The following is an 11,913-nucleotide window of genomic DNA, read 5'->3' on the forward strand; positions in this document are numbered from 1 at the left end:
TCCCAAGGAACCCAAGCGCATGAGCACGACGCAACCGACCATCATCTACACGCTGACCGACGAGGCCCCCGCCCTGGCGACCGCCGCCTTCCTGCCGATCGTGCGGACCTTCGCCAAGCCTGCGGGCATCAACGTCGAGACCAGCGACATCTCGGTCGCCGGCCGCATCCTGGGCCAGTTCCCCGAGCGCCTCACCGAAGCCCAGCGCGTGCCCGACAACCTGGCCGCCCTCGGCAAGCTGACCCTCTCGCCCGACGCCAACATCATCAAGCTGCCCAACATCAGCGCATCGGTGTCGCAGCTGGTGGCGGCCATCAAGGAACTGCAGGGCAAGGGCTACGCGATTCCCGACTACCCCGAGAACCCGACCACCGACGAAGAGAAGGACATTCGCGCCCGCTACAACAAGTGCATCGGCAGCGCGGTGAACCCTGTATTGCGTGAAGGCAACTCCGACCGCCGCGCGCCCAAGGCCGTCAAGGAATACGCCCGCAAGAACCCGCACAGCATGGCCGAGTGGAGCCAGGCATCGCGCTCGCATGTCTCGCACATGCACCACGGCGACTTCTACCACGGCGAGAAATCGATGACGCTCGACAAGGCGCGCGACGTGAAGATGGAGCTGGTCGGCAAGAGCGGCAAGACCACGGTGCTCAAGCCCAAGGTGTCGCTGAAGGACGGCGAGATCATCGACAGCATGTTCATGAGCAAGACCGCACTGCTCGAGTTCTACGAGAAGGAAATCGAGGACGCGCACAAGACCGGCGTGATGCTCTCGCTGCACGTCAAGGCCACGATGATGAAGGTGTCGCACCCCATCGTCTTCGGCCACGCGGTGCGCATCTTCTACAAGGAAGCCTTCGCCAAGCACGCCAAGGTCTTCGAGGAACTGGGCGTCAACGTCAACAACGGCATGGTCGACCTGTACAACAAGATCGCCACCCTGCCGAGCGCCCGGCAGGACGAGATCAAGCGCGACCTGCACGCCTGCCACGAGCACCGCCCCGAGCTGGCGATGGTCGATTCGGCCAAGGGCATCACCAACTTCCACTCGCCCAACGACGTGATCGTCGATGCGTCGATGCCCGCCATGATCCGCAACGGCGGCAAGATGTGGGGCGCCGACGGCCGCCTGAAGGACACCAAGGCGGTGCTCCCCGAGAGCACCTTCGCCCGCATCTACCAGGAGATCATCAACTTCTGCAAATGGCACGGCGCCTTCGACCCGAAGACCATGGGCACCGTGCCCAACGTGGGCCTGATGGCCCAGCAGGCCGAAGAGTACGGCTCGCACGACAAGACCTTCGAGGTCCCCGAAGACGGCGTGGCCAATATCGTCGACCTGGCCACCGGCGAAGTGCTGCTGAGCCAGAACGTCGAGCAGGGCGACATCTGGCGCATGTGCCAGGTCAAGGACGCCCCGATCCGCGATTGGGTGAAGCTGGCCGTGACCCGCGCCCGCAACTCCGGCATGCCGGCGGTGTTCTGGCTGGACCCGTACCGCCCGCACGAGAACGAAGTCATCAAGAAGGTCAAGACCTACCTGAAGGAACACGACACCACCGGCCTGGACATCCAGATCATGAGCCAGGTGCGGGCGATGCGCTACACGCTGGAGCGGGTGATCCGCGGCCTGGACACCATCAGCGTCACCGGCAACATCCTGCGCGACTACCTGACCGATCTGTTCCCGATCATGGAGCTGGGCACCAGCGCCAAGATGCTGTCGGTCGTGCCCCTGATGGCCGGCGGCGGCATGTACGAAACCGGTGCCGGCGGCTCCGCGCCCAAGCACGTGCAGCAGCTGGTGGAAGAGAACCACCTGCGCTGGGATTCGCTGGGCGAGTTCCTGGCCCTGGCCGTGAGCCTGGAAGACCTGGGCCTGAAGACCGGCAACCAGCAGGCCACCCTGCTGGCCAAGACGCTGGACACCGCCACCGGCAAGCTGCTGGACAACAACAAGAACCCCAGCCCCAAGACCGGCCAGCTGGACAACCGCGGCAGCCAGTTCTACCTGGCCCTGTACTGGGCCCAGGAACTGGCCGCGCAGACCGAGGACACCGCCCTGGCGGGCAAGTTCGCGGAACTGGCGAAGACCCTGGCCGCCAACGAGCAGAAGATCGTGGGCGAGCTGGCGGATGTGCAGGGCAAGCCGGCGGACATCGGGGGGTACTACTTGACGGATCCGAAGAAAACGGAGGCGGTGATGCGGCCTAGTGGGACGTTGAATGCTGCACTGGACGCTGTGAAGGCCTGATAGCGAATGCCGGCCTGGCCAGGCTGGCTTGAATGACAAAAGCCACATCTGCCGAAACGGCGGGTGTGGCTTTTTTTGGACGTTGCTTGCGCCGATGGGTGTCATTGCGCATCTGACGCGCCGAATTGGCGCAACGGATGTCAGAAACCGGGCGAGACGCTGAAAAATAGGAATTTGTGGAAGGTTCGCCACCCCGGCCACTATGCACACCCTTGCACCAGTTTTTTTCAGGGTATAAACAGGCCAGTGCTGAGGGCGATCAAGCGCGGCTGCCAAACGATACAGCGCTCACTCGCCTGCAGGCAAGACCGATCCGGGAATTTTTAGGTTTGCCTAAACAGACATGTTGTGAAATTTCTGACCAGTGGCGTAGGGCGATTCTTCTTTAGCCGGCGCATAGCTGAGAAATGGGTGTCGTCTAAATCTCGTTAGGCCTCATACCCACGTCTATGCCAGTCACCGCCGTCGACCTCGCAACGCTCGTCACAGCTATCGCCGGCCTCGCGACCGCAACAGTCGCGCTGTGGAATGTTCGCGAACTTCGCCTGATGCGCGAGGTGTCTAGTTCCCCGGTGCTGATCGCCGAGAACGACAGATTTGCCGCTCTCTGTGGAGGCACGGATGAGGCTTATCTACCTGCCGGCTACATACCCGCGGTGCCTCTCGCAAACTTTGGCAACGGTCCTGCGCTAGAGGCCCGCGCGGTCTGGGTGATCAAGGACGACGAACTGGTCCAAGTTCTTCGATCCTACGATCCCCATGACAACCACAAGATTGGATTTGAGAAGTCACCCTTTGCCGACGATCCGTGCTTGCGTCTCTACTGGAATCACTTCGTCAAGCGTCAACTTCGGGAGGACCTGAACCCTATCGTACCTTTCAAGACAAACGAGAAGGTACGAGTCAAGCTTCCCCCGTACTATCTTCAGGCGTTTCACCTCTATGTCGCACTCGCAGTACATGCACGTAGCGACAGAAAGACGTACTTTCAGATCCGTCCCTTCCCGCCGGCCGCTCTCGAGATCTGCTATCGAGACCTTTCAAACGTGCAGATCCGCAAGAAGTACAAAGTCACTCTTGCGTATGAGCATAACGCGACCCACGCGCTGAACAATGACGACGCCTTTGCGTGCGCGCTGTACGTCTCTCCTCAAACCGACAATAATGCTTAACCCTTCATCTAGCGGACGTGCCACGGCAGGCTTCGCCTGCCGCGTCGCGCCGCTTATGTCGAGCGTAAGCCTTACGAGTATTTGGAATTTTGGGTTATCGAAATTCACGCCCACCGTCTGAAATTCATTCAGGCTCTCTTCAACGGTCATTGCACATGCTTAAGTCTTTGGTGTTTTCTGGCTCTGGCGTAGGGTGGGGCATGCGCGAGTAGCTCGCCTTTTCATAGCATTGCGGGTTTGTGCGGTTTTCCATTTTCAAGCGTCGCGTCTAACTCTGCGCTCAAGCGGACTTGCCTTCGGCAAGCTGCTTACCTTGGCCGTTAGAAATCTGAGGAGTAAAAATGAAACAATGGACTATCGAAGTTGAAGAAGACGTAGCTAACGAACTCGAATATTCACTCGATCAGGGTGGCATGCTTGACGATGACGATATTGATGAACTGCGGCGACTGGGTGTCGTCGTCGCACCTGGAGCGCAAAATCTATTAGAACATCTAGTAAGGCCTTCGGGTCAATTCAAAGTCCAGATATTCTCTGACGAACATCCGCCCCCTCATTTTTCTGTAACTTATTCCGGTGAAACCAATTGTTTTCGCATAGATGATTGCACTCCGATGTATCCACATTTGTTGGACAAGTATTATAAAAGAATTAGAAATTGGCATAGCAAAAATAAGCAGAATCTAATTGACACTTGGAACAACACACGCCCTACAGGCTGCACAGTTGGTGCTTATCGAACTCGCGTCTAACCTTCCAGTCAAGCGGACCCGCCTACGGCGGGCCGCTTACTTTGCCCGTTAGATGAGCTGAAAATATTGAGGTGTAACCAATGCCGGAATTAAAAAAAACGCCTGTTAGGTACTTCGCGAGACCAGGCGCCCGTAAGCTGGGTTATTCAGCAAACTGGATCTTATCTAATTGGTGAATTATTTGGCGGAAGTTATTACCGCGATTGCCTGAAAATGGCAAAAGCTATGGCCCCTCAGCATCGACCGGCTTTGACCGCCATCCACAACGCCCGTAATTCCGACGACGTCGATTTAGAGCGCATGGTTGCCAATCTGGAAGATATCAGTCGCTGGGCTGCAGAAGTTGAATCGGAAGATTTTCACATCGTTAATTCACATGCTTTCATCACATTGTGGGCTGCCCAAGAGGCGGGAATAGAAAACATATTAGCTGAAATCATTCGAACTTCCCATTATGCAGCCCAAATTTCAAGCAGCAAGTTTCCAGCAGACAGATACCCATTTTCAGATTGGCCCTGGTCCGAATCCATCTGCATCGAGATTGCTCAGAAACTGGATACAAAAGCAAAAAACGCCACAAAAGAAGGCGGTGATGATATAGCCGAGCGAATAGTGGCACTCTTTTCATGGTTTGATTTAGACGTTAAAACCGATGACTCTATCGCCAACAAATACAATGAGGCTTCAATGGTCAGAAACGTAATTCTGCATCGATACGGGCACCTCAATTCTCGAAATGTCGAAAAATTTCCGGAATTATCTCAGTGGATCGGCGAGATTTTGCCAATTACTACCGAACGTCTTAATAGCTACTACCATGCCGTAACGACGACGCATTTGGCGATCGCGCAAGCCGTATGGTCCAGCCAATATAAATAGGCTGCGCCTGTTTGCTAGCCCGCCGTTGCAGTTGTAGCTTATGCTTTAATAGCTTAGTGAGGTCTTTCCCCGATCGGGGGCTCAGTTCTAACTCGGCGTTGCAGTGGACGCCTTGGGCGCTCACTGAACTTGTTCGTTAGAGATCAAGTCACTCACGTTGCGATACAAATCAGGTAATGCGAAATTAATTCTAAGGAGAACTTTGATATGAATTCCAACGACGACCATCGCATGCGCGAAGAAGCCAGGCGACAGGACGAGATTCGGCGCGACGAGGAGCGGCGACGCGAAGATGCGCGTAGAGACGAGGAAAAGCGGCGAGATGAAGAACGCCGTGATGAAGCCCGCAGACAGGAAGAAAAGCGGCGCGATGACGAACGGCGCCGCGATGAGCAGAGAAGGGCTGACGAAGCCGCGAGGCGTCGTTGATGTTAGGCACGGTTCGAGCGCAGTGATCTCTCGGCACAAAAACCATGTCGTAATTGCCTCCACTCTAATTTGGGTGCCGCTCGCAATTGGCGGTGCAGCTGCAGGCGGAGCCGCCGGACTAGGTTCTGGGGACTATAGAATTTTCAAACTGCAGCGCAAGATCAGCGACACCGACGAGGGTGTTGAAGTCCATTTCACGAACGCCGATGCGAAAATTATTGAAGAATTTATATATCGCTTGAGCAAGAAACCGACATCGAATGCAGAAGCCTAACCTAGCGTTGAAGGAAAACGGCTCCGCCGCCGCTTAACTTCGTTTGTTAAGCGTCCAATGCGAATAGGGAAAACGTCGGCGTAGGGTAGCGGTGCACGACCGATAAACCAGCCGTCAGCATGTGCTGGCGTAACTCCGACGGCTGCCACCTCAATGGCTGATCATCCAGGGCCTTTTCGTAGGAAACGCCTTCGCCCCATTAGCCCCCGTCACCGTAGCCCCCCGCTTCCCCGCCGCAGTACTGCAGCACCCGCACCCCGCAGGATGCCGCATCCGCCCATAACTCCCCTGCTCGGTATTGCGGGACGACCGCGGCGCATGCTGCGCCCGCTCGTTGGTGTCGAACGCGCGGCGCTGGTCGGGGCTGATGCAGGCCAGCCGTGGGGCGCTGGCGAACACGCGGGGGGATGCCGCGCTGCAGCCGGGGCAGGCGGCGGGCTCGTTGCGCAGGGCCAGGCTGCGAATGGCGTCGAAGCCGCCGCAGGCGGCGCACTGGTAGTCGTAGGTGGGCATGGTGCGGGGCTTCTCTTGCTTCGTGCGTTGCTGCGGGGTCAGACCAAGTCGTGCGAGAGCGGCATCTGGATGCTGCCGTCGATGAACTTGGTCGGGCCGTCGGCGTTCGGGTTGATATCGAAGTCGAAAATACCGGTGGGCAGCCACAGCGTGGCGCACGAATTGGGCACATCGACCACGCCGCTGATGTGGCCCTGGACCGGGGCGGTACCCAGGATGGAATAGGCCTGCGCGCCGCTGTAGCCGAACTTCTTCAAGTACTCGATCGCGTTCAGGCAGGCCTGGCGGTACGCGACGTTCACGTCCAGGTAGTACTGCTTGCCTGCCTCGTCGACCGAGATGCCTTCGAAGATCAGATAGTCGTTGTACTGGGGCGCGATCACGCTGGGCTTGAAGATCGGGTTCTTGATGCCGTACTTGGCCATGCCGCCCTTGATCAGGGTCACCTTCATGTGCACCCAGCCGGCCATCTCGATGGCGCCGCAGAAGGTGATTTCGCCGTCGCCCTGGCTGAAGTGCAGGTCGCCGACCGACAGGCCCGCGCCGTCCACGTAGACGGGGAAGAACACCTTCGATCCGCGCGACAAATCCTTGATGTCGCAGTTGCCGCCGTGCTCGCGCGGCGGCACGGTGCGGGCGCCTTCCGCGGCCGCCCTGTCGCGGGCCTCGCCCTTCAGGCGGCCCATGTGGGCGGTGCCGGCCGAGGGCGGGTTGGCCAGGCCGGCGGTGGGGTCGGTGTCGATCAGCTTCTGCTCGCGCTCGTTCCACAGGTCCAGCATCTTCTTGTCGGGCAGGCAGCCGATCAAACCGGGGTGGATCAGTCCGGCGAAGTTGACGCCCGGGATGTGGCGCGAGCTGGTGAACATGCCCTTGAAGTCCCAGATCGATTTCTGCGCTTCGGGGAAATGCTCGGTCAAGAAGCCGCCGCCGTTCTTCTTGCTGAAGAAGCCGTTGAAGCCCCACAGGCTGTCCTGCTTGGCCCCGATGTCGAGCAGATCGACCACCAGCAAATCGCCCGGCTCCGCGCCCTTCACGCCCACCGGGCCCGAGAGGTAATGGACCGTGGTCAGGTCGATGTCGCGCACGTCGTCGGCGCTGTCGTTGTTCTTGATGAAGCCGCCGGTCCAGTCGAAGGTTTCCAGGATGAAATCGTCGCCCGGGTTCACCCAGCAGGCCATCGGAATGTCCGGGTGCCAGCGGTTGTGGATGTTCTCGTTCTCGGTGGGCGATTTCGTCAAATCGACCTTGATGAGGGTGTCGGTCACGGCGGGCTCCTTTGGGGGTTGAATGGAAACGTGAAACGTGCAGGCGCGGTTAGCGACGGGAAGCGGCACTCTCCGCGAAACACCGCGGAACCGGCTTTGCCGGGCCGCCGGTGTTGCCCCCGGCAGGGGGTTGGCGGCCACACGCAGTGGGCAAGCCTGGGGGCGAGCTCATAGCTTCAGACCGATAGGTACGACTTGATTCGCTGCTGGTCGGTGTTGGCGCGGGTGGTCTCGTGCACCAGGCGGCCGCCCTCGATGACGAACAGCCGGTCGGCCACGTCCATCGCGAAGCTCAGCACCTGCTCCGAGACGACGATGGTCAGCTTGCGCATCTTGCGGATCTCGTTCAGGGCCTTTGCGATGTCCTTGATGATCGAGGGCTGGATGCCCTCGGTGGGCTCGTCGAGCAGCAGGACTTTCGGATCGGTGACCAATGCGCGGGCGATGGCCAGCTGCTGCTGCTGCCCGCCGGACAGGTTGCCGCCCTTGCGCCGGCGCATGTCCCACAGCACCGGGAACAGCGCGAAGATTTCTTCGGGAATGATCTTGTGCTTGGCGTTCTCCAGGCCGGTCTGGATGTTCTCCTCGACCGTCAGCGTGGGGAAGATCATCCGGCCCTGGGGCACGTAGGCGATGCCCTTGGCGACGCGGCGGAAGCTCTCGTCCTTCGACACGTCCTGGCCCGCCACCTCGATGCGGCCGCTCTTGGTGGGCAGCACGCCCATCAGGCTCTTGAACAGCGTGGTCTTGCCCATGCCGTTGCGGCCCATGATGGCGACGGTCTCGTTGGCGTTGCCTTCGAACGAGATGCCGTGCAGTGCCTCGCTCTGGCCGTAGGCGACGTGGAGGTCTGTGACTTTCAGCATGGGCGGGCTCCTGTCGCTGGGTGGTGGTGCGTTTGGGCGCGCTGGGCGGGTGCGGGAGCCGTGATCGCCGGGTGGTCCCCTCCGCGAATGTCCCCCGGCCTGCGGCCTCCTCCTTGATTTCGCTGCGGGGACCACCCGACACTCCCGGCTCTGGCGCGCGGGCGCTCTGCGGGGCATTCGGGTCGTGTGGGCTGTTGCGAGGTCGCTGCCATGTCAATGCCCCAGGTACACGTCGATGACCTTCGGATCGGCCTGCACCTTGTCCATGGGGCCTTCGGCCAGGATCTTTCCCTGGTGCATCACGGTGACCTTGTGGGCGATGCGCTTGACGAACTCCATGTCGTGCTCGATCACGATCACCGCGCGGTTCTTGCAGATGCGCTGCAGCAGCTCGCAGGTCAGCTCGCGCTCGCGGGCGCTCATGCCGGCGATGGGTTCGTCCAGCATCAGCAGCTCGGGCTCCTGCATCAGCAGCATGCCGATCTCCAGCCACTGCTTCTGGCCGTGGGAGAGCAGGCCGGCCTCGGTGTCCAACTTGTCGTGCAGGCCGATGTCTTCGGCGACCAGGCGCACCCGGCTCTTCACCTCGTCGGTGCACTGAAAGGCCAGCGCGCCGAAAACGCTGCGGCCCGCCGGGTACGACACCTCCAGGTTCTGGAAGACGCTCAGGTTCTCGTAGATCGAGGGCGTCTGGAACTTGCGGCCGATGCCCAGGCGCACCCGCTTGTGCTCGGCCATGCGGGTCAGCTCGGTGTTCTTGAACTTGATGCTGCCGGTGCTGGCCTTGGTCTTGCCGCAGATCAGGTCGAGCAGCGTGGTCTTGCCGGCGCCGTTGGGGCCGATGATCACCCGCAGCTCGTTCTTGTCGATGTAGAGCGTCAGCGCGTCGATGGCCTTGAAGCCGTCGAACGAGACCGTCAGGTCTTCCACGGCGAGGGCGAAGTCGGTGTTGCTCATGGGGCGGTCCTGCGGGTGGCGGAATGGGTGGCGTGTCGGCGCGTGCGGTGTTGCGGCGGGCCCGGGTCTCAGACGCCCTGGCTACGCACGCCGTCGGACAGGGTCGGGGCCGATGCGGCGGGAGCAGCCGGCTTGGCGGGCGCATCCGGCCCGCGGGTTGCGGAGTCCGCCGCAGAGGCCGTGCGTGCGGCACCGCCGCGGCCACCACGGCGGTTTTTCCAGCGGGGCACCACGTGCTCTTCCCACACGCCGGCCAGGCCCATCGGGAACGCCATCGTCACGCCGATGAACAGGCCCGCCATCAGGAACAGCCACAGGTCGGGGAAGCTCTCCGAGAAGTAGGTCTTGCCGGCGTTGACCAGCAGGGTGCCGTACACCGCGCCGACCAGGCTCATGCGGCCGCCGACGGCGGCGTAGATCACCATCTCGATCGAGGGCACGATGCCGACGAAGCTGGGCGACATGAAGCCCACCTGCAGGGTGAACAGCGCGCCGCCGATGCCCGAGAGCGCGGCCGCCAGGCAGAAGGTGAAGACCTTGAAGTTGGCGACGTCGTAGCCCGAGAAGCGCACCCGGTCTTCCTTGTCGCGCATCGCCAGCAGCAGGGTGCCGAACTTGCTGGTCTGGATCCAGCGGCAGAGCAGCATCGCGCCGATCAAGAGGCCGACGCAGACGTAGTAGAGGATGTACTTGGCGCTGTCGGTGCGGGTGTCCCAGCCCAGGATCGTCTTCAGGTCGGTCATGCCGTTGACGCCGCCGGTGTAGCCCTGTTGGCCGATGATCAGCACGGTGACGATCAGCGCCACCGCCTGGGTGATGATGGCGAAGTACACGCCGCCCACTCGGCGCTTGAACATCGCGTAACTCACGATCCAGGCCAGCAGCGTGGGCACCACGATCACCGCGGCCAGGGAGAACGGCAGGCTCTTGAACGGCACCCAGAAGTGGGGGAGCTCGGTGATCTGGTTCCAATCCATGAAGTCGGGGATGCCGGGGGTCGACTGGATCTTGGTGGTCTCGGGGTCGGAGGCTTCCAGCTTCAGGAACATGGCCATCGCGTAGCCGCCCAGGCCGAAGAACACGCCCTGCCCCAGGCTCAGCACGCCGCCGTAGCCCCACACCATCACCAGGCCGATGGCGACGAAGGCGTAGCTCAGGTACTTGCCCACCAGGTTGAGCCGGAAGATGTCGAGCGACAGCGGCAGCACCACCGCCAGCAGCACGGTCAGGATGAGCATGCTGGCGAGCTGGTAGCGCAGGATCCAGGATTTGACGAGGTTCATGCAGGACTCCGGAGCGACGCGGGCGCAGGGACGGTTTCGAACTTCCAGGAACACCGTGGAACCGGCTTCGCCGGGCCACCGGTGTTGCCCCCGGCGAGGGGGTCGGCGGCCACACGCAGTGGACAAGCCTGGGGGAGAGCGGCTTTCATCGTCGGACCTTGGATGCGAACAGGCCTTGCGGGCGGATCATCAGGATCAGCACGATCATCGAGAGCGTGATCACCTTGGCCATCGAGCCGGCCAGGAAGAACTCGGTGATCGACTGGGTCTGGGCGATGCCGAAGGCCGAGACCACGGTGCCCAGCAGGCTGGCGGCGCCGCCGAAGGTGACGACCAGGAACGCGTCGACGATGTAGAGCGAGCCCGAGGTCGGCCCGGTGGAGCCGATGGTGGTGAACGCGGCGCCGGCGATGCCCGCGATGCCGCAGCCGATGGCGAAGGTCAGGCGGTCGGTCTTCTTGGTGTCGATGCCGATCGCGTTGGCCATCACCCGGTTGCTGACGGTGGCGCGCACCCGCAGGCCCCAGCGGCTCTTGTGCAGCGCGATCAGCACACCGGCGGTGACGACGGCGGTGAGCGCCAGCACGAACATGCCGTTGATCGGGATGTCGAGCCCCTCGGCCGGCGCCCAGGTGCCCAGCAGCCAGTCGGGCAGCGTGGGGCTGACTTCCTTCGGCCCGATGAAGGAGCGGAACGACTGCTGCATCGCCAGGCTGATGCCCCAGGTGGCCAGCAGCGTGTCGAGCGGGCGCTTGTACAGGTGCCGGATCAGGCCCCACTCCACCAGCCAGCCGGCGGCGAAAGCGATGAAAAAGGCCGCGACGATCGCGACCGGGAAGTAGTAGGGCGTCCACTGCGGCGCATGGGTGGCCGTGAGGGTGGAGCCCAGGTAGATGGTGTAGGCGCCGATGGTCATGAACTCGCCATGCGCCATGTTGATCACGCCCATCTGGCCGAAGATGATCGCCAGCCCCAGACCCATCAGCAGCAGCACCGCGAACAGGCTCAGCCCCGCGAAGCCCTGCATCAGGCCGATGTTCATCATTTCGGGAATGGTCATGGAAAGGCTCCGGAGAAAGCGACGCAGGCGCTTCTGGCTGTCATGTCTTGCCCCCTCTCCCGCACGCGGGAGAGGGCTGGGGTGAGGGCGCGTGCACGGGCAACCGGCTCCCCCTCACCCCTCCCTCTCCCGCAGGCGGGAGAGGGCGATCGGTCGCGCGGGGCTCTGGCGGGGTGGCCCGAAAGAAGCCGGCACGGCCATCGTCT

General features: G+C 61.5%; 12 protein-coding genes. 6 read left to right on the forward strand and 6 right to left on the reverse strand.

The features are described from left to right. Window positions 1–19: 19 nt before the first annotated feature. The 6 genes from DFQ15_RS10010 to DFQ15_RS17120 all read left to right on the forward strand — a co-directional run bounded on the left by DFQ15_RS10010 (window position 20) and on the right by DFQ15_RS17120 (window position 5,763). Complete coding sequence (locus DFQ15_RS10010; protein ID WP_110465848.1) at window positions 20–2,257, forward strand: NADP-dependent isocitrate dehydrogenase; 2,238 nt, start codon at window positions 20–22, stop codon at window positions 2,255–2,257. A 449-nt stretch (window positions 2,258–2,706) separates the two neighbouring features. Beyond that, a complete protein-coding gene (locus tag DFQ15_RS10015; RefSeq protein WP_110465849.1) occupies window positions 2,707–3,429 on the forward strand; it encodes a hypothetical protein in 723 nt (240 codons plus the stop codon). Window positions 3,430–3,770: 341 nt separating this feature from the next. Further along, entirely contained in the window at window positions 3,771–4,181 is a 411-nt protein-coding gene (locus tag DFQ15_RS10020; RefSeq protein ID WP_110465850.1) for a DUF4160 domain-containing protein, read from the forward strand. Continuing rightward, window positions 4,159–4,233 (forward strand): hypothetical protein, encoded by a 75-nt coding sequence (locus DFQ15_RS18200; protein WP_374941021.1) that lies wholly within the window; start codon window positions 4,159–4,161, stop codon window positions 4,231–4,233. Before DFQ15_RS10020 ends, DFQ15_RS18200 begins: the two co-directional genes overlap by 23 nt. Before the next feature lie 161 nt (window positions 4,234–4,394). Next, window positions 4,395–5,060 (forward strand): hypothetical protein, encoded by a 666-nt coding sequence (locus DFQ15_RS17115; RefSeq protein WP_146228715.1) that lies wholly within the window; start codon window positions 4,395–4,397, stop codon window positions 5,058–5,060. 322 nt (window positions 5,061–5,382) lie between these two features. Next, window positions 5,383–5,763, forward strand: coding sequence for a hypothetical protein (locus DFQ15_RS17120; RefSeq protein ID WP_146228716.1), 381 nt, complete (start codon window positions 5,383–5,385; stop codon window positions 5,761–5,763). A 150-nt stretch (window positions 5,764–5,913) separates the two neighbouring features. On the opposite strand, the gene DFQ15_RS10030 is transcribed toward DFQ15_RS17120, so the two are convergent. From DFQ15_RS10030 to urtB, 6 genes are all read right to left on the reverse strand, one after another. Further along, complete coding sequence (locus tag DFQ15_RS10030; protein WP_110465852.1) at window positions 5,914–6,276, reverse strand: zinc ribbon domain-containing protein; 363 nt, start codon at window positions 6,274–6,276, stop codon at window positions 5,914–5,916. Between the two features lie 38 nt (window positions 6,277–6,314). Next, window positions 6,315–7,541 (reverse strand): formamidase, encoded by a 1,227-nt coding sequence (fmdA, locus tag DFQ15_RS10035; RefSeq protein WP_110465853.1) that lies wholly within the window; start codon window positions 7,539–7,541, stop codon window positions 6,315–6,317. A 176-nt stretch (window positions 7,542–7,717) separates the two neighbouring features. After that, window positions 7,718–8,407, reverse strand: coding sequence for an urea ABC transporter ATP-binding subunit UrtE (gene urtE / locus DFQ15_RS10040; protein ID WP_055835717.1), 690 nt, complete (start codon window positions 8,405–8,407; stop codon window positions 7,718–7,720). A gap of 213 nt (window positions 8,408–8,620) precedes the next feature. Next, window positions 8,621–9,364 (reverse strand): urea ABC transporter ATP-binding protein UrtD, encoded by a 744-nt coding sequence (gene urtD, locus DFQ15_RS10045; protein ID WP_110465854.1) that lies wholly within the window; start codon window positions 9,362–9,364, stop codon window positions 8,621–8,623. A 68-nt stretch (window positions 9,365–9,432) separates the two neighbouring features. Then, complete coding sequence (gene urtC / locus DFQ15_RS10050) at window positions 9,433–10,647, reverse strand: urea ABC transporter permease subunit UrtC (protein WP_110465855.1); 1,215 nt, start codon at window positions 10,645–10,647, stop codon at window positions 9,433–9,435. Window positions 10,648–10,792: 145 nt separating this feature from the next. Then, complete coding sequence (urtB, locus tag DFQ15_RS10055) at window positions 10,793–11,707, reverse strand: urea ABC transporter permease subunit UrtB (protein WP_110465856.1); 915 nt, start codon at window positions 11,705–11,707, stop codon at window positions 10,793–10,795. Between the last annotated feature and the right edge of the window lie 206 nt (window positions 11,708–11,913).

The organism is Xylophilus ampelinus (assembly GCF_003217575.1).
Lineage (GTDB): Bacteria > Pseudomonadota > Gammaproteobacteria > Burkholderiales > Burkholderiaceae_C > Xylophilus > Xylophilus ampelinus.

Bases quoted from the DNA above. Each gene is read 5' to 3' on its own strand.
- DFQ15_RS10010 (WP_110465848.1), top strand. From the start codon at position 20: ATGAGCACGACGCAACCGACCATCATCTACACGCTGACCGACGAGGCC.
- DFQ15_RS10015 (WP_110465849.1), top strand. From the start codon at position 2,707: ATGCCAGTCACCGCCGTCGACCTCGCAACGCTCGTCACAGCTATCGCC.
- DFQ15_RS10020 (WP_110465850.1), top strand. From the start codon at position 3,771: ATGAAACAATGGACTATCGAAGTTGAAGAAGACGTAGCTAACGAACTC.
- DFQ15_RS17115 (WP_146228715.1), top strand. From the start codon at position 4,395: ATGGCAAAAGCTATGGCCCCTCAGCATCGACCGGCTTTGACCGCCATC.
- DFQ15_RS17120 (WP_146228716.1), top strand. From the start codon at position 5,383: ATGAAGAACGCCGTGATGAAGCCCGCAGACAGGAAGAAAAGCGGCGCG.
- DFQ15_RS10030 (WP_110465852.1), bottom strand. From the start codon at position 6,276: ATGCCCACCTACGACTACCAGTGCGCCGCCTGCGGCGGCTTCGACGCC.
- urtE (WP_055835717.1), bottom strand. From the start codon at position 8,407: ATGCTGAAAGTCACAGACCTCCACGTCGCCTACGGCCAGAGCGAGGCA.
- urtD (WP_110465854.1), bottom strand. From the start codon at position 9,364: ATGAGCAACACCGACTTCGCCCTCGCCGTGGAAGACCTGACGGTCTCG.
- urtC (WP_110465855.1), bottom strand. From the start codon at position 10,647: ATGAACCTCGTCAAATCCTGGATCCTGCGCTACCAGCTCGCCAGCATG.
- urtB (WP_110465856.1), bottom strand. From the start codon at position 11,707: ATGACCATTCCCGAAATGATGAACATCGGCCTGATGCAGGGCTTCGCG.